The sequence below is a fragment of the Mesobacillus zeae genome (genome assembly GCF_003570705.1).
Taxonomy (GTDB): Bacteria; Bacillota; Bacilli; order Bacillales; family Cytobacillaceae; genus Mesobacillus_C; species Mesobacillus_C zeae.
This window is the reverse complement of record NZ_QWVT01000015.1, coordinates 246,375-263,828: the sequence shown is the minus strand read 5'-3', so window position 1 is coordinate 263,828 and position 17,454 is coordinate 246,375. Positions and strand designations below refer to the sequence as shown.

At 38.8% G+C, this 17,454-nt stretch carries 19 protein-coding genes, 2 pseudogenes and 1 other annotated feature; of the genes and pseudogenes, 5 read left to right on the top strand and 16 right to left on the bottom strand.

The genetic code is table 11. The features are described from left to right. Window positions 1–220: 220 nt before the first annotated feature. Together D1970_RS09495 and D1970_RS09490 are read right to left on the bottom strand one after the other, a co-directional pair. Window positions 221–457 (bottom strand): annotated as a pseudogene (locus tag D1970_RS09495) (MerR family transcriptional regulator); the annotation flags it as partial. Window positions 458–579: 122 nt separating this feature from the next. Further along, complete coding sequence (locus D1970_RS09490; RefSeq protein WP_119112616.1) at window positions 580–2,052, bottom strand: alkaline phosphatase family protein; 1,473 nt, start codon at window positions 2,050–2,052, stop codon at window positions 580–582. A 216-nt stretch (window positions 2,053–2,268) separates the two neighbouring features. Between D1970_RS09490 and D1970_RS09485 the strand changes: the two genes are divergently transcribed. Next, a complete protein-coding gene (locus D1970_RS09485) occupies window positions 2,269–3,015 on the top strand; it encodes an endonuclease/exonuclease/phosphatase family protein (protein ID WP_119112615.1) in 747 nt (248 codons plus the stop codon). A gap of 51 nt (window positions 3,016–3,066) precedes the next feature. Further along, window positions 3,067–3,627, top strand: coding sequence for a YkoP family protein (locus tag D1970_RS09480; protein WP_119112614.1), 561 nt, complete (start codon window positions 3,067–3,069; stop codon window positions 3,625–3,627). A gap of 59 nt (window positions 3,628–3,686) precedes the next feature. Here the strand turns inward: D1970_RS09480 and D1970_RS09475 are convergent, their stop codons facing one another. Next, window positions 3,687–4,538, bottom strand: a complete 852-nt coding sequence (locus D1970_RS09475; RefSeq protein ID WP_119112613.1) for a metallophosphoesterase — start codon at window positions 4,536–4,538, stop codon at window positions 3,687–3,689. A 107-nt stretch (window positions 4,539–4,645) separates the two neighbouring features. Here D1970_RS09475 and D1970_RS09470 point away from each other — a divergent pair, with 107 nt between their 5' ends. After that, window positions 4,646–5,788: an MGDG synthase family glycosyltransferase gene (locus D1970_RS09470; protein WP_119112612.1), complete on the top strand. Its 1,143-nt coding sequence runs from the start codon at window positions 4,646–4,648 to the stop codon at window positions 5,786–5,788. Window positions 5,789–5,828: 40 nt separating this feature from the next. Here the strand turns inward: D1970_RS09470 and D1970_RS09465 are convergent, their stop codons facing one another. After that, the gene (locus D1970_RS09465; RefSeq protein WP_119112611.1) at window positions 5,829–6,080 is read right to left on the bottom strand and encodes a hypothetical protein; all 252 of its coding nucleotides are present in this window, start codon (window positions 6,078–6,080) and stop codon (window positions 5,829–5,831) included. 460 nt (window positions 6,081–6,540) lie between these two features. Here D1970_RS09465 and D1970_RS09460 point away from each other — a divergent pair, with 460 nt between their 5' ends. Next, entirely contained in the window at window positions 6,541–6,993 is a 453-nt protein-coding gene (locus D1970_RS09460; RefSeq protein WP_119112610.1) for a hypothetical protein, read from the top strand. Between the two features lie 451 nt (window positions 6,994–7,444). Here D1970_RS09460 and metG read toward each other — a convergent pair whose 3' ends face one another. The 9 genes and pseudogenes from metG to D1970_RS09415 form a co-directional block, all read right to left on the bottom strand. Beyond that, complete coding sequence (gene metG, locus D1970_RS09455; RefSeq protein WP_119112609.1) at window positions 7,445–9,082, bottom strand: methionine--tRNA ligase; 1,638 nt, start codon at window positions 9,080–9,082, stop codon at window positions 7,445–7,447. Window positions 9,083–9,149: 67 nt separating this feature from the next. After that, window positions 9,150–9,413 (bottom strand) — a binding site (T-box leader). A gap of 70 nt (window positions 9,414–9,483) precedes the next feature. Further along, a complete protein-coding gene (locus D1970_RS09450; RefSeq protein ID WP_119112608.1) occupies window positions 9,484–10,026 on the bottom strand; it encodes a phosphotransferase-like protein in 543 nt (180 codons plus the stop codon). Between the two features lie 131 nt (window positions 10,027–10,157). Next, window positions 10,158–10,513, bottom strand: a pseudogene (locus D1970_RS09445) (GNAT family N-acetyltransferase). A gap of 346 nt (window positions 10,514–10,859) precedes the next feature. Beyond that, window positions 10,860–11,714: a hypothetical protein gene (locus D1970_RS09440; RefSeq protein ID WP_119112607.1), complete on the bottom strand. Its 855-nt coding sequence runs from the start codon at window positions 11,712–11,714 to the stop codon at window positions 10,860–10,862. After that, on the bottom strand, window positions 11,701–12,603 hold the full coding sequence (locus D1970_RS09435; RefSeq protein ID WP_119112606.1) for a sialidase family protein: 903 nt from the start codon (window positions 12,601–12,603) through the stop codon (window positions 11,701–11,703). Before D1970_RS09435 ends, D1970_RS09440 begins: the two co-directional genes overlap by 14 nt. A 37-nt stretch (window positions 12,604–12,640) precedes the next feature. After that, window positions 12,641–13,036 (bottom strand): hypothetical protein, encoded by a 396-nt coding sequence (locus D1970_RS09430; protein ID WP_119112605.1) that lies wholly within the window; start codon window positions 13,034–13,036, stop codon window positions 12,641–12,643. Window positions 13,037–13,084: 48 nt separating this feature from the next. After that, on the bottom strand, window positions 13,085–13,297 hold the full coding sequence (locus tag D1970_RS09425) for a DUF3951 domain-containing protein (protein ID WP_498071991.1): 213 nt from the start codon (window positions 13,295–13,297) through the stop codon (window positions 13,085–13,087). 27 nt (window positions 13,298–13,324) lie between these two features. Beyond that, window positions 13,325–13,819: a GNAT family N-acetyltransferase gene (locus tag D1970_RS09420; protein ID WP_119112603.1), complete on the bottom strand. Its 495-nt coding sequence runs from the start codon at window positions 13,817–13,819 to the stop codon at window positions 13,325–13,327. 284 nt (window positions 13,820–14,103) lie between these two features. Next, entirely contained in the window at window positions 14,104–14,889 is a 786-nt protein-coding gene (locus tag D1970_RS09415; RefSeq protein WP_119112602.1) for a GNAT family N-acetyltransferase, read from the bottom strand. Window positions 14,890–15,013: 124 nt separating this feature from the next. Here D1970_RS09415 and D1970_RS09410 point away from each other — a divergent pair, with 124 nt between their 5' ends. After that, window positions 15,014–15,553, top strand: a complete 540-nt coding sequence (locus D1970_RS09410) for a GNAT family N-acetyltransferase (RefSeq protein WP_119112601.1) — start codon at window positions 15,014–15,016, stop codon at window positions 15,551–15,553. Window positions 15,554–15,565: 12 nt separating this feature from the next. On the opposite strand, the gene fosM is transcribed toward D1970_RS09410, so the two are convergent. From fosM to D1970_RS09400, 3 genes are all read right to left on the bottom strand, one after another. Further along, window positions 15,566–15,988, bottom strand: coding sequence for a FosM family fosfomycin resistance protein (fosM, locus tag D1970_RS09405; protein WP_119112600.1), 423 nt, complete (start codon window positions 15,986–15,988; stop codon window positions 15,566–15,568). Window positions 15,989–16,194: 206 nt separating this feature from the next. Then, the gene (locus D1970_RS22900) at window positions 16,195–16,326 is read right to left on the bottom strand and encodes a hypothetical protein (RefSeq protein ID WP_259339619.1); all 132 of its coding nucleotides are present in this window, start codon (window positions 16,324–16,326) and stop codon (window positions 16,195–16,197) included. Window positions 16,327–16,405: 79 nt separating this feature from the next. Further along, window positions 16,406–17,368, bottom strand: a complete 963-nt coding sequence (locus D1970_RS09400; protein ID WP_119112599.1) for a LacI family DNA-binding transcriptional regulator — start codon at window positions 17,366–17,368, stop codon at window positions 16,406–16,408. Between the last annotated feature and the right edge of the window lie 86 nt (window positions 17,369–17,454).

The window sequence follows — 17,454 nt, the reverse complement described above, 5'->3', positions numbered from 1 at the left end:
AACACTTGGGGAAAAATTATCATTACGTAGAACAAAACATGACCTGCACTCGCTTTCTCCTTTTTGTTTTCAACCCTCCATGGCATGTGCAGAAAAAGGCCTGACCGCTTCTATGCGCGCCCAGATACTCTTGGCCCCCCAAAAAAAGGGGTTTTTATGTCGTTTTTTTATTATGTATATAACAGTCAACTGACTCATTATTTTCTATAAACATTTGAATTTAACAACTATAAGATTCAGTATTAAACAAATCGTTATAAAGCTCTACTTCAATAAAACTTTTTATTTATAAATTGTTCCCTTTCACATATTTAACCATTTTCCTTCTGCATTCTTCCTCATTCTCTTTACTAAAGGCTATCGTTAAATACTTTCCCTTTGGTAATATTTTTATGTTGTGTTCAGCTTCTAGATCATAATCCCTTTGTAATCCACTAAAAACATACCTTGGTTCTATCATTGATACATCTTTTACTTTAGGCAAAGGTACTTTATCATAAATCGAAATTATCAATGTGAATCCCTTCTCAAAATGAGAAGGGAATTTACCAATGAATTATCCCTGTTTCATGCTTATTTCTAGTTAATCAAAGAGAGAATCCATTTCTTCATGTCGACCACCCGCAATTGGTCAGGATATGAGTCCGTGCCTGCGACAATTAGCGGGACGAGCGTATCCTGTTCATGCAATCCGCCGTGTCCCGCACCGCCAAGATGAACAGGGGAGCCCTCGCCCACGAATTCATAGCCTGGCTTTGCACTGACAATAAGGAAATCTCCTTCATGGGAGTAGAGGCTGCTGTACAACCTGGCCAAAGCGTCTGGATATACTCCGTAATTAATTTTTTCATCTTCGAGTGTAAGATTTAATATATCCCCGTTTCCTTCAACACTCCAGGATTGGCCATACTGGTCAGTGTACTTTCCGTTTGTACAGAATCTTAACTCTCCATCCTTTTCCCTTGATCTAACTTCAATATGGTTTGCATTCTTCCATGCGATAATGTCTATCCTCTCTTCCTCCTGTAATTTTTTTGCCAACTTGGCAAGCGGAGTGCTTATCAAATCAAGGGAATATATATAAGCCATTCTGTCATTTACTGCCAGTATAACCTGATCCTCTGCTTTAATTCCTTTTCGTAATCGCATGATTTTATAGGAGTTTAAAGCTCTTCTCAAATCGATAACTGCTTCACTGCGCTTTGAATGCACCCATGCCTGCCCGTTGTCTCCCATCACGATCCATGTATTCTGCTCCAGCGCGTTCGTCCAATCGCCGTACAAGTTAAGTATTTTTTGCATTTGTTGATCGGCCATTTGAATTCCAGCAAGGTCCATGCGCCCTTTCTTATGGATGCGCTGATCAAGTTCCGGGAAATAAACGATGGAGAACGAAGGAAGTCTTTTATGCTGGATGAGCTGAGTAAGCTGCTGGACGGATGAGGCATCATTAACGCCCATTTTTTGCCACATATGTTGATACCGGCTGGAAGGGTCAAGCTTTGAAAATCTTCCATAAGAGAAAATTTTAGACGCTTGGACTAAGCGATTTTGCCTTATTTTCGTTATCCAAGTTAAGAGTCTGGGCAATTTGAAAGAATGTGGCGAATTTCCGCGGTAAACAAGGGCATTAATGGAGGCAGACACCTTACCCATATTTTCTAGATCCTCGTGGATGGTAGTGACATTCCGGCTTATATGGACTTCGTTCATATTGAATAACAAATCCTCAATGGCCTGACGAAGACCTAGTTTCAACAACTCACGGTAGTGAGTTCCATAGTTAACCAATCGGTTTTCCTTCTTGTTAAACCACACCAAGCCAGGGATATTATGTTCATTGCAAAAAGTACCTGTTAGAAGAGTCGCATCAACATTTACCGACATGGTTGGAAAAGGGGCTGCAAGGTTCGGATAATAGGTTCCCTTTTTCTTTAAAAATTGAAATGCCGGTGCCATGCCCTTCTGCATGGCTTCTTTTAATGGTGCATCCATTAATGTGTCGACAATAATCAGGATGACTGGTTTCGTATTTGATGATTTTTCATGCATACTTACTCACCTTATTCATTTGGCTTAATATCTTCTCCTTAATATGTTCTGAAAAAGGAATTTTCATGTTTATCACCTTGAAATGGAAATGGCCAACGACTGATCGATGGTATCTCAAATAATTGGAATTTAAATTTTAGGATTCGTTCATTATAAAGTTTTTCGGACGGGAGAAGATAAAAGAGGATTTTATTCATGCAGTAAGGAGGTGCATCTTTGAATTTAAGGGTTTTAACTTTTAATATCCACCATGGAAAAGGAAGGGATAAAAAGCTCGATTTGCAGCGAATTTCCCATATTATTAAAACAGCCAACGCTGACATTATCGGCCTGAATGAAGTTGATCGATATTTTTCTAAAAGAAGCCACTATTTGGACCAGGCAAAGTTTTTAGGAAATGAGTTGAAGATAAACCATGCGTATGGGCCTGCACTTACAATTGAAACAGAGGATGGTACACCGACACGGCAGTTTGGCAATGCACTGCTTACACGATTTCCGATTTTGGAAGTGAATAATCACCCTTTTGACTTTTTGCCCAGAATAACTGAAGACAGAGCTTTATTGGAAGTTAAATTAAGGGCAGGAGAAGAAGAATTGACGGTTTTTGTAACCCATTTAAGCCTGGCACCTTTTCAGCACAAAAAGCAATCCGCCTTCATAATCAATAAGATCATTCAAACAAAAGGTCCAGCAATGATTATGGGAGACTGGAACATGACTCCCGCTTCAAGAACGTGGAAAGTGGTTACAGAAAGTCTGACTGATGCATGGGCAGAAGTGCATCCGGGAAGGCAGGGAGGCTATACCTTTCCATCGAAACGCCCGTTTCGAAGGCTGGATTACATATTTGTCACAAGACAAATGCAGGTCATTGATTGTGAAGTAATCAAGAGTGAAGATGAAGCATCGGATCATTTGCCTTTTATTGCAACAATAGAGTTAGTTGGAAATAGATCCTAGCTTTTCCCAGCCAACAAATATTTCTCGACATAGAATAAAGGGAGTATAACAATGAGATATTATTTATTATCGGCATGGAGCATATTTGACCCTTTGTACTATAGGTTTACCAGGTTAACTAAGCTTCAGGATTCAGGAACAGCCCGGAACATCTTTCGCGTGCGGCTGACAAGATATAAAGGAAGGGATGTCATTCTTTCAGACGGTACACACATTACAAAAAATGATTTGCTTGTAAAGGTTCACCTGCATAATGTCCGGCTGTTAACTGATTTGTATTCAATCAGGAGCGAAGTAAGGAAAGCGAAGCTGATTTTTTACCATGTTCAAAGGTCACTCCCGGGAATTGAAGGATATATTCGCTTTCATAAGCGTTCTAATGAAATTAAAGGGATCATTGGAATTACAACCCTATGTACAGGCAGTACGCGGTTAGGTTTTGAGGTTTTTTCCATTTCCAATTTAGTATACAAATGGCTTAAATGGGCTACCTTTCTGCCTATTACGCTGCTGTCGGCTAATGAGCTTCCCATAAAAAAATTAGTTAAGAAGCCACCGCCCAGCTATTTATTCATGTCGAAGGATAAATTAAGCAAGCTTTACAAAATCTAATGAATGAAGATGGCCTTGGAATATTGAAAAAAGCTGTTAACATTGAGCTAACAGCTAGTTTAAACAGCAGGGGAGGATTCGCATTTAACCGTTGACAGTGATAATTGATGAAATGTGATTTCAGGCCGGCTCCCGACCCGGATATTAACCCCTGTTTGGCCGAGGCCTTCATTAATATAAAAGGGTTTCCCATCATGATGGTGCAAACCCTTAATCATATTCATCCTGACGAGCTTACCCATTTTCACGAGGTGATAGGCTTTTGGATAACAGATCTGTCCCCCATGGAAATGGCCGGACAGTAAATAGTCAAAATGGAATTTTTGCATATGAAGGACGATATTCGGGTCATGTGTCAGCACAAGATTGTATCCTGGTTCAAGGTTTGCATAGGAGGCTGCGAGATTACTCCGCCTTGTACTGAAGTCATCAATGCCAATGATATTAACGGATATCCCGTCAATAGAGATAAGTTTGCTGCTATTTTGAAGGACAGTACAGCCATGCTGTTCCAGGGTATCCTTTAACAGCTGCAGATTGTTTCCACGGAGCACATAATCGTGATTACCCAGTACAGCGTACATGCCGTATTTTGCATTGATTTGGCACAGAGCTCTTAAATACGGACCAAGTTTAGGGATTGTTCGTGTACGATCCAGAAAATCGCCGGTTAACACAATCAGGTCTATTTCTTCGCTCTTTAATTTATGGTACAACTCATTCGGGGATATTGAGATATTTTCAAGGTGAAGATCCGACAAATGCAATATGTTTAAATCGGTTTTAGTTCGTTCACCGGGATTTTGTTCAATTGAAATTCTGTTAATAGCGACATCCTTTGTATTTTTATATGCACGTGCAATTGCCCAAAAAAGGAATAAAAAGATAAAGGTTAGAAAAATACTAGTAATTGTTATTCACCTCCGTATTGATTATACAGGCAATAAAGCATTTAAATGTAAGGTAATTGATGGAACCACCACTGGTCCCTTTCAACTAATATAATAGAGGTGTGAAAATGGAACGACCTACTGTCAAAAAAAAGATACTATTTTTACCATTTTTACAAATCCCATCAGGGCATCACCAGGTCGCAAAAGCTTTGTTGGAAGGAATTCAATTAAAGCAGCCTGACATAAAATGTGAAGTTGTGGATATCCTCTCATATAGTCTTGGCAAAATGGAAGGACTGGTTTCAAATATTTATCTTGGCTGGATCAAAATATTGCCCCAAACTTACAACATTGTATATCGCTGGAATGCTTATACCAACCTTGCCAGGGACAAGCGATTCCGGCTTTATGAATTATTGTTTATTAAATACATGAGAAGGCTGTTGGAAGAAAAACAGCCTGACCTGATTGTCTGTACACATGGCCTTCCATCCTATTTATTAAATTACCTAAAAGAAATTGGAGAAGTATCGACTCCTGTAATTAATGTTTATACAGACTTTTTCATCAACAAAGTGTGGGGAATCCAACATATTGATTTCCATTTTGTTCCTACATATGAAATGAAGAAGTTTTTAAACCAACGTGGTATTAAAGAAAGCCAATTATTTCTGACAGGCATACCTATTCACCATAAAATAAGAAAAGAAATACTTATTAAAACACCTAATCCATCCTTCCCCTTATCTGTTCTGGTTACCGGAGGGAACCTCGGAGTGGGTGCAATGGAGAAATTAGTATCAAAAATCGGGAATGATAAGAATGTTCATTTTTCTATTTTGTGTGGGACAAATAGGAACTTGTTCCGAAAAATAAAATCTTTCCAAAAAAGCAATATTACACCGATTGAATATATTGAATCTCGCCAGGAAATGAATGATTTATATGATAAAACTGACGCCATTCTGACCAAACCAGGGGGTGTCACATTAAGCGAATGCCTTTTTAAGGGGAAACCTATTTTTATCTATCATTGTCTTCCAGGTCAAGAAGAGATAAATTTACAAACGCTTGAAAGATTGGGTATTATCATGCGATTAAAGCTGGAAGAGGAAAACAGTCAATCAGTGGGAAAGCAGTTGGCTTCATTTTTTCAGGACAAGTTTCAGCTGGATAATTATCACAGCAAGGTTAGTCGATATTTACAACAGATTATTGACAAAGAACCCTCTGAAATAATCGAGGAGTTATTAGGATTAAGGGTTTAGCTATGTGCTTTAATACATGTATTTTGCTTAAAAGGGGATTTCATGCGGTACCGATTCCAGCAGGAAGAAGGACGCTTTGCTGAAGAAAGGGTTTTGTTTTAAGGTGCTTTTTACCTTCCCATAATTGTAGAGGTAATTTTGCTCTCATATGAGGGATATCCTTTATCATTCTTTCTTCACTGAACTCAAATTGTTTATTACCAATGGCAAAGAAAATACGGATCAGCTTATTGAAAAAGGTAATTAAGGACTGCATCTTCTTATTGAGAAGTGATTTGAGCAATCTTTTCATTTTGGTTATAATTCATTACACGGCCTCCTGGTATTTGAGTTTTGTCCTTTTCGCTGGCCAGCTTCAGGACTCTCTCATTCTACCAAGAGGCTATTTTTTTATTCAAACTCCTCAAACTCCATTTTCCTTCATTACAGGAATGCTGCCCCGTTAGCTCAATAAGGATTTAACAAAAAGCGCGGTAATCCTTCCAGGATCAACGACCCTATAGTTAAATAACATCAACCATTGATTAATCACCCCGGAATATGGATGTTACCAACTATAGAGATAGAGTTTTTTCTATAAACAATTTCCGTATTCCCAATTTGATACTCGATGCATATACTTTATTGTTCCTTTCAACAGGGCAGTAAATAAACATCTGAATTACCTTATCCATCATTGCAATATCAGCTATTAAGTTTATCAAGTCTCATTTGTGTATTCCTCATTTTTTAAATATAAGGAGAGATCAACTTTGCAAACTGCACAGGAAACCAGGGTTAGTATACCTTTCCCATCACGGTGGGGTATTCACGCTTCTGTAGGTGGTAGACCCATCGTTTTTGGCATATTCAACATCAACTCTCTTACAGGTAACAGGGTAACTGGTACAGTTAATTTTCGTGGTAGGGATATTCCGATTAATGGATATTGGGATAAAAGCACCAAACAAATAAGATTTGATTCCCCTTATGCCACGTATTCTGGTAATTTAACTATATTTGATGATCCCTCGATTAAAATTCGACATTCTACTTTAAGTGGACGGCTTATTATGAAGCCTCCCTCTTTACAAACAGGTGAGTATGGAACTTGGATTGCTACAACCGATACAATTCTCACGGGACCTCCCATCATTAGTGATACCTTTCCTCCTGTTGGAGCCTTTTTAACATCAAGTATACTCCATGGGGGAGTTGGGCGTTGAACAGACGGATTTTCCTTTTTTGCATCCCATACAAATCAAGGTAACATAATCGTTCATATTGGTACTCAAAGAAGCCCTCAGATTTATATAATTTGAAGGCTTCCGAATGCAACATAATATCCTTTATGTGCTGAATTACCCCTTTTATCTTCCATGCTAACCATTAAAATCGAACATCTTCTTTGTATTTTTGAAAATCCTTTTTCAACTCCCTCAGTTTAATACGCTTTTCTCACGAATACTCGCTTATTCGCAAGATTTCATACTCCTTGGATTTTAATTACTTGATTAAAAGAGTATTCTGGACAATCGGCTACGTGAAGGCATAGTTAAATTGAGGTCAACTTTATTTTGTTCAACCAAACGCAACGCTTATCCCCATCGATGTATTTTTAGACTCCTATTTAATAATACGTTCGTCATTTTTAAAACCCTATCAAAGTTTTAAAAATTAATAAAATGCTTGCTGATTCAATTTCTCAATTTCAATCGATATCCTTTCAGTGTCTATACGTTTAAATAACGGTCTAACACTAACCAATGCCGCCGGGTTGTACTCAATAGGTTGCCATCGAAAGTCGAACATTCCTAACATTTCTTTTATTTCCTGACTTGAAAAAGGTAAAAAGGGACTGAGTAATTGCGCTGAATTTATGATGATATATACACAGGTTGCCATAGTATCATTACATTCTTCAGCCGCTTCTTTTATTTGAGTCCACGGCTTCTTTAAATCAAAGTACTTATTGGCACTCCTAATCAACTCAAATATTCCTTCTAACGAGCGTTTGAAGTGAGCATCCTCAATGAGTTGGCCAGTCTTGCTATATAGATGTTCAATCTCTTTCTTTATTTGACCGTCAATTTTCCCCTCTGGAATGTTGCTGTCATACGATTTCTCTATGAACTTCAATGTTCTGTTAACAAAATTCCCATAGGCCCCTAACAATTCACTATTGTGGCTATAGATAAATTCCCGCCAGGAGAAATCAGTGTCTCTATTTTCCGGTGCATTAATGGTTAAATAATAACGGATAGAATCTGGATGATAATTTTTCAGCATATCTGGAACCCATACTGCCCAGTTTTTACTTGTTGAAAGTTTTTTCTTTTCCACTGTTAAATACTCATTCGATACAATATGAGTAGGCAAACTGTTAATCCCTGCTCCTAACAAAATCGCCGGCCAGATAATGGAATGAAAAGGGATGTTATCTTTACCGTGAATATAATACGATTTTGTTCCTTTACTCCAAAAGTCAGCATCGTCTTCATCATTTTCTTTTGCCCATTTTTTACTTGCAGAAAGGTAGCCAGAAACCGCCTCAATCCATACATATATTTTCTTTGCCTCGTAACCTTTAACAGGTACTGGTACGCCTACCGGTAAATCACGCGAAACAGCCCGGTCATGCAATCCTTCATTCAAATATCTCTCGGTCAATTGAACTGCATTTTCCCTCCATAAATTATACTTTTTAGCCTTTTGAACATATTGTTGGATGTCTTCTTGAAAGGTACTTAATGTAAAATAAAAATGCTCTGTTTTCCTTGTATCAGGAGTATCACCACATATCTTGCATTTCCTATCAAGAAGGTCCAACGGATCTAAAATATTTGAACAGTAATCACACTGATCGCCTCTTGCATCCTTACCACAGTTGGGACAAGTTCCTTCAACAAATCGATCAGGCAAAAATTGTTCGCAAGTATGACAGTATGCCTGTTCAATTTCTTTTTTATAGATTTTGTTATTGTCCAGTAATTTCATAAAAATACTCTGTACAATATGATGATGATGAGCAGTATCTGTTCGTGTATAGCAATCATAGGTAAAGCCTAATTTTTGAAAGCAGTTTTTGAATTCTTCATGATATTTATCTGCTATTTCCTCAACTGTTACCCCTTCCTGCCTTGCCTTGATAGTTATTGGAGTTCCGTTACAGTCACTTCCCGAAATATATAGAACACTCTCGCCCTTCGCCCTAAAATACCGAGCTATAATATCACCTGATAATAAACTGGCTATATGACCAAGATGTAAAGATCCATTTGCATATGGCCAAGCCCCTCCAATTAGTATATTCATTGTTTTTTCCTCCTCCATATATGATTAAAAGCAATAAAAAAACCTCGCCCTAAGACAAAAAACATTGTCTAAGGACGAGGTTATACTCGTGTTACCACCTTAATTTACCAACCACTCACATGGTCAGCCTCAATAAGTACGGAACGATTGCGTTCTTATACCCTGACATTTATAACGAGTGCCAACTCTCGTCACAGCCTAACTCCTGTTATGAAGTTCAGCTATGCAGCTCAGAGACCATATTCAATCAATCATTCAATGCTTCTTTTCAGCTACCGAAGCTCTCTGTAAGAGAATAAATTTGATTTACTCTTCCCATCATCGCGTTTTAGTACTTATTTTATTTACTTTATTATACACTTCACCTCACTGAATACAAGGTGTAATAGGGAATCCAGTGATTATACCTCCGCTTCTTTCCAAGCTTTCTGCCAAATCTGCTCCACTGTTTTTACTGCAGACTGTTCGGATGAATCGATCCACATGCCGATTTTGGGCGTTTCTTTATGCAGTCTCTTATTTAATTCGGAAACCGTCCACAACCCATATCCTTTTTTCGGTCGAGCCGCTTCTCTGCTTTCTACTGCTTCCTCACATGGAGTCAACACAATTACAAATAGGGGCCGATTTCGAATAAGATTTATGGTTTCCTGAAGCATAGTACCGATAATAACGTCTTGCAACACGACATTAAACCCAGCCTCAAAGTATGCGTCTGCAGCTGCAGCGGTGAGCTGGTGACGTAAACGCAGTTGACTTATCGCTTCTCCCTTAGAATCCGGCAGCAATTCCTCTCTCCCGCTGACAATCATCTTTCTGAATGTATCTCCCCGCAAATGAACACCTTTATCAAATTTTTCGGCAAGAAGTTGTGCAATCGTCGATTTTCCCGAGGCCATAACTCCCGTGATGAGATAAATTCCATTTCTTTCGACATCGAGCACAGATTTCACCTCTTCGCATTAAAATGATTTAATTTAATTAAATTTGAATCTGATTATTGACTATATTAAATAGACATTGTTTATTCCAGTAAACCAGACTCAATTCATCAATCTTTTAGTTCATCTCACACCTAAATCTCTTTGACCATTTTTAGAACTTCGGTTTCATAGTTTAAATGTTTATAGAGATTTACAGCCCGGTCATTCTTTGAAAATACATTCAGGACAATCTGACGGTATCCTTTTTGCCGTGACCATTCTTCAGCCTTCTCCATAGTCTTTTTCCGGCCCCCTTGCTCTCACTTTCAGGAGAAACAGCGATTGCGACGATATTGCCTTGCTCTATTCCACTCAAATTGTCTGTATGTGGCTTTACTTCAAGGAAACCGAGTAACTTTCCATTCTCGTCTTCAGCGACGAAGACCTCTGTCCCGGGAGAAGGATCATCCAGTGATTCTTGAGCGATTCTTACTTGTGCTTCCCCCATCTTTTGAGGATCCCGCCAATCCATAAGGTTAAAGTCCATAAAACGCAAAGCAAGGCTTAAAATAAATTCTTTATCCGAGTCATTAAACGGTCTAATATGCATAAGTTTCCCCCATGCTAAGTATTTTTATCAACCTATCATATAAACACTTATTGACTAATTTAATTCTGGAAACCTGCTTTTTATGACATTCTAATGATGCTCCTGGATCACAGCTACTGTACCACCGTTTAAGAAGCGCTAATTGCCAACCAGAAAGTGAATTTCACTTAACTTCTAATCTAGACATTGTGTTGTAAATACTAGCTTATTTGACGAAATTATAAAAAATAGCCCTTCATGATTTTTACATACTGTATTGAAGTGTCACTGGCTCATTTTCATCCGTTGTCGCTTTATATAGACTGATTTGTTCCGACTTGCTTCTAGGGACATTTTGATCGGCGTTGAAGCTTTCTTTTAAGGAAATGGTCCAGGCGGCTTGTCCGTCTTCCATTAATACAATGGCCAATGTTCCAAACTGCTTGGTATGTTCCCAGTCAAATGTTTGAACTTCGTTGTTTTGAATGACCATAATTCCATCCGGCTTGCTTATTACCTTGATTTTTTCACCTTTCCAGTTTCCTTGAATCGATGGGCCAATATTGTAGTAGGACCCGCCATCACCGCGGTCGCCGTACGTGCCGATGAATTGCTGAATGCGGTTGTCGGCATCTTTGTATGTGATTGCCGCTATGTCATTTTCCAGCCATTTCACCTTATAATTCCCCGCTATCTCTTGCGGCAGGGTTTCTTTTGCCCTAGCAAGGAAGGAAAAATATATTCTGTAGTAAACTGCCTGTCCCGTCTTCTCATTTTCCTTAATCAGCAAAACATGTGAATCTGGTGAAATGCTGACAATATGTTTCACTTTGCTGCCTTCCGTAATCAAAAGCGCTATATTAGCGAGAAGGAACACGGAGATTCCAACCGCGCTAATGACTTTCGTTTTTTTTGGTAAAGTAAAAAGCAATAGAACCGCTAGTGCAAGTGAAACAGCAATCAGGATATTGATGATATAAAATAAGCCGTTATGGATATATTCAACCTGAAACCTTGAATGAAACAGCAGGTATCCCATTTGCAGACAGAAAAAGAATGCGGCTAAAAGGAAAAGCATGAAACCGAAAAACTTCCTTGTTTTATTTTTACTCTGTGTCATTTGATTCTACCTCCGCAACAAACTCCCATGTTAATCCTTGATCCTTAGAACGAAACTTTCCTTTTACCTTACCGCCTTTATAGTCACCATTGGGACCTTGATTCACCAGCATCATCAGGTTGTCTCCTTCCTTGACTGGCATTTCAGCAATAGCGAAGATTTTATGATACTCAGCGGGAATTTCAATTCTCGATTCGTTCCAGGTTGCTCCTGCATCTTGCGTAGTGTAAAGCTGGGGTTCCTCTGGGTTAATAATGCCAAATGATAAAAACCCAGTATTTTCATCAACAAATCCACCGTCTGAAATTAACCTTGTCACATTGGAACTGCCCGTCTCCCCCCAGCTTTTTCCGCCATCATTAGTCAAATATACATTGGACATTTCTTGTGACATGGTTCGGTCTCCAGACAGAATGACATATCCAAAACGATCATTTAAAAAAGCGACTTTCCGGAAACGAATGGAGGGATACTGCTGAGTAACCGTGACATGCTGCCAGGTTTGTCCGTTATCGCGGGAAATGGATAATGTTACCTCTCCTGAACCTTTCCAGTATAAAAAGGCAGCGCGCTCTTTCGTGAGGATATAGCTTTGACGAATCAGTTCCTCTTGATTCCCGCTATAGTCCCCAGCAAAAAGCTCCTCCTTCTCAACAGGAACACCAATCCAGTCTTTCCCCTTATTATAGGTAATGCTTAACTCATCGTTTTGTAATGAATAATCAATCGTTTCGTCAGCATATCGGCTATCCTGCTGTTGTTTTTGTAACTGCTCTGATTCGCTGACGAATGGGGGCACGGTCGCTTTAGGTATTTCCTGATAAACGAACATGCCTGCGATTAAGCAAACCAGCATGACAGCAGCTATGCCAATTACAAACTTTTCCAATGATAGGACTCCTTTTGTTGAAAATGATATAAATGACTCATTTTCCTGTTTTCACCAAAATGCTAAGGGATAAATAGATCATTCCAATTATTAAAATGAACCACTCATTTTTGTATCCTAGTGCCCCCAAAGAAACAAAAAGCAGTGTCAGAAGCCCACCGCCAATCATTAAACAAAAAATAGAATAGAACAACCTCCATGTTTTCTTTTGCAGCTTGAAGGCACCGGAAAGAGTGATCAACCCCGAGCTAAGTGCAATGATAAAGGTCCACACTGCTAATTGCTTTTCATTAGAGGAATACTCATGTCCTGTGTTCAATGCTTTTGCTAATCCCATTCCAATTAAAGACAGCGCGCCAAAACTTATTGCTCCAAGGATTGTCATAATGCCCAAAGTAACACCAAGAGTCTTAGAAAATATATATTCTCTCATTAGCTTGCCCGCCTCTTGCCTTTATTTGAAATTTTGGTGACATTGCCTTTAATTTCTGTTTTTATCGTCACCTTCACCCGCTTCATCCTCTTCTTTATTTTGCTCTTCATGGAAGGTCACACTTGTGTTTCCGGTTACTGTATCGAAGGGTAAATAATGAATGGTTAAACTTTTCTTTTGCGTTTGGAACAAAAGCTTAAAAAGAACAATACATATCAATAGAACAATAGGTAACATGAAGGAAATGAAGAATGCACTTATAATATCAACATCTTTCTCAAGTTTCCGCTACACTAAATCCATGTGCAGCACCAATTGTTCACCTTTTTCCCCCATATAACGAATTCCCTTGTCTCTAAACCCGCCTCTTTGATAAACATGCTGCGCGGCCTTGTTGTTTCGATTTACTCCAAGGATGATTTCATTTTTATCCGGGAAATTTTCTTTAACAAATGCAGGAAGCTGCCGGATCGATTCCTTAGCAATTCCTTTACCCTGGTATACTTCATTAACTGAGTAGGCCCGGAGCAGGATTGCGTGGCGATTATCACTGTAATGCTTTACACCTTCCCACCCGTGCAGCACAAAAAAGCCTGCAAGTTCATTTTTGTAAAGTATAACGATTGGATGTCGGTCATCACTTGTTTCGCAAACTGCCAGTGCACCAAGCGGCATAGCTGTGAACTCCCGCTGCTCTTGTGACAAACTGTAGGTTTCAAAAGATGATTGGTATTCCGGCCTATAATAACTTAACGAAATCATGTTCTCTGGTATTTTAGTCATGAATATCACCCTGCTTATAAAAGTTTATAATCCACCTTTTTTGCATAGGACTTAGTTGTTTACCGGCTTAATCGTACAATTTCATCGACTGCGTATTTTATGTCCTCTCTTGTGTTGTAAAAATGAGGGGCTATCCTTATTGCTTCTTGCCTGCAGAAACAATAATTTTTTTGTCCCTCAGTCTCTTTTCTATCAAAAATGGATGCCAAATATCAGATGACGAGTTTATTTGTTGTCCCAGCCACACTGTAACTCTCGGGTTTAATTGTTCTGCAAGGTCTTTCCTATCCTTGGATTTCCTTTATGCTCTTGCCGCATGTAAAAGCATGCAGTGATCTGATTGTGGATACCGTTTTGAAGCCTGATTTATGATATACCCGCTCAACGCTCTCATTGATAGGGAATATCCATAGCTTTTCAATATTATTCTCCAGGGCTATTTCTTGTATATAGCGAATTAAATGACCTATTAATCCTTTTCCGCGATAAGCTTCAAGAGTGGCAACACTTTCGATGCGTGCTTGTTTGTCACTCTTGAACAAGCAGGCTGTGCAACAAGCAATTCCTTTGTAGCGCAATAAATAGTATGTAAATTGTGGATGTGCAAACTCGTGCGGGAAAGATTTTTCTCTTACTGTGCGACCACCCAATTCTTGGATGCAGCATTCTATTTCCAATGCCTCTATATAGTTCTCGTTTGTAACAAGTTCAATCTTTATGTCTGAATCAACCAGTCGGTTTGGCAATGTTCCATCCCATAGCTGTACGGGGTGTTCAAACTCTTCATATTTGAAGCCGCAACTCTTTAACTCTTCGAGAAATTGTTTGTTTTTCTCAAGATTATACAGATAGATGCGGGGAGTTAACGCCTTTTCTTCATAAAATGATTTGATATCCTGAAGTACATTCAAAGGAGTTCTTACTTCTTTCCAAATATGGGCATGATTTGCATCATAATACACTGGCTGATCCTCATTATGAAAAAGGATTCCCCAGTCTCTTCGTTCCGCTTTCGAAAAACTTTCAATATATTCACAATCTAATTCAACAATTTTCTCGAGATCATTCATAACGCTCCCACCTCCTGAACTGAAACCAATTCAACAGTTCTAAATATTCACTCATACAGTTTACCATATATACAATATCTGTTATATAATGAAATATATTGTTAAAAGGGGTTGGTGATATGGAATGCTAAAAGGTAAAAACATATACTTAAGGCCATTTGATATCGAGGATGCGGAGGATTTGCTGCGGCTGCAAAAGAAAAACCAATCTTTTTTTGATCAATTTTCAGGCACACGCCCTTCGGATTACTACACCTTAAAAAAGCAAGAAGAACTCATACAGAAATGGGAAAAGGGTGCAAAATCCGATACGGAGTACCAATTTGGAATATACAGAAGTAGTGATGACACACTCTTAGGAACGATTAATTTATTCCAAGTACTCCGAGGAAATTTACAAAGCGCATTCATAGGTTACTTCCTGGACAAAGAGTTCAATGGAAATGGATACACAACAGGAGCAGCAAAGTTAATTGTCGAATATGCTTTTGAATCGCTTAACTTGCATAGAATAGAGGCAGGGGTCATGCCCCATAACATCGCCTCCATTCGGGTGCTTGAAAAAGCCGGTTTCCATAAGGAGGGGTTAGCAAAAAAGAATGTCCAAATCAACGGTCAGTGGGAAGATCATGTAGTGCTCGCCATTATAAATCCAAATGATTGATGATGGATGAAATCACCAACTAAAAAACTCAAGATGTGTTTTCTCTCGTTTATAATATTCCAATCGGTCCTGCAAATGACCTGTATGGAATTCAAACTTATGCCCATCAGGGTCTGTAAAGTAGATGGATTTCTTGTCTTTTTCATCTCTCTCACGTCCTGACAGAATGTTTACGTTTAATTTCCTCAGTTTCTCGTAAACTTTATCAAAATCTTTTTCCTCGATTGAAAAGGCAATGTGTGTGTATGATTGGTTTATTTCATTCCTTGGTATATCCTTTTCAACATTCAGGGCAAGCCACATACCACACATGTCAAAATAGGCTGTATTTTCCCCCTTTACCAAGAGCTTAGCATCAAAGACAGCTTCATAAAAAGCAATGGATTTTTCCAGGTTGGAAACCGAGAAAAGAAAATGATTAAAACCTTTTATCATCGTGTTTTTCCACCTCTATTCTACTGTAAGTATTTAATCCAATCATCCGTGTTGTAGGTAATTGATAAAGAGAAAATGAGCATAAATTATTTTTTCGCCAACTGACAGCTGTTTTATGTATCTCCATTACCGCTATGAGGAGAAGCATGCCTTTTCAGCATGTTGCTCAATACGTCCGAGAGGAACTTCAAAAAAAAAATCCCGACTCAATTTTCTTCTCTTTTATTAAGGGTTGAACCCGTTATCTGTTTATATTGTGAGGCATCAATGACTCCCAATGCCTTGCAAATGGATGAATAAAAAATGACTTTTTTCCTGATCCGCCCCGATTGTCTCATTTTTTCTCCCTCCTTTACTTTATTTATATGTAGAAAGGAGAAATTGTTTCCTTAGCGCAAAAAAAATGGTCTCAGGAAACTATACCGTTTTCCTTTCAATCAACCTTACCGGTACTTCCTCATGAGAAAAATCCCCTCCACTCATGGTTTGAAGGAATAATTTCTGACCCACTTCCACGAGAGGTATTTCCAATGTGGTAATATTCATTAGCTTTGCGATGGGCTGATTATTAAATCCTATAATTGCAAGGTCATCAGGGATCCTCATATTATTTTCCTTACAGCATATGAGGATTCCTGCAGCTGCTTCATCATTGGAAACCAGTAATGCAGTAGGCGGGTGGTCGTTATTTATGATACTTCTTGCCACCGTCTGTCCGCCCTCCATATTGAAACAGTCATGATAAATATAATCCTGGCGATGTGGTAGTCCATATTGATGGATAAAGTCTTTGTAGGCCGCTTCCCTCAGCTTGCTGTTGGTTCCTGCCTGCCTTCCGATGGAGTAGCCGATTTCCCGGTGACCTTTTGAGTACAAATACGTTAATGCCTGAAAAAAGCTATCATAATGGTCAATAAAGACGGAAGAAACGTTTGTTCCCCTCGCATCCTCGCATAACACTACCGGGCCATAAACTGTATACGTTTCAATACTCTCTATATCACAAGCTCTGGAACAAATAATCAATGCGTCGATTTGTTTATTCCGAAGCATTTTTAAGGCTTCCTCTTCCCTGCTTTTTTCATAATTTGATTGGAAAAGGACCAGTTGATATTCGTTTTTTAAAGCTTCCTTGGCGATTCCCTCCACGAGAAGCCCGAAATACGCGTGATTCACAAAAGGGACAACTACCCCGACCAGAAATGTTCTTCCTTTGCTCAAATGGACCGCGTTAATATTTTTTTGGTATCCAGTTTCTTCAATTGCACGCCAAACCGCGGCTTTCTTTTCACTGTTTACATACGGGTGATCATTGAGAACACGGGACACAGTTGTAACCGAAACTCCTGCCAATTTTGCGATATCTTTAATATTTGCCATTCAATCACCATTTCTTTCTCATTTTCGCTTGCTCTGAAACGCGTTTCATCCTTTAACCTAATATTGAACAACAATACAGGAGGGAT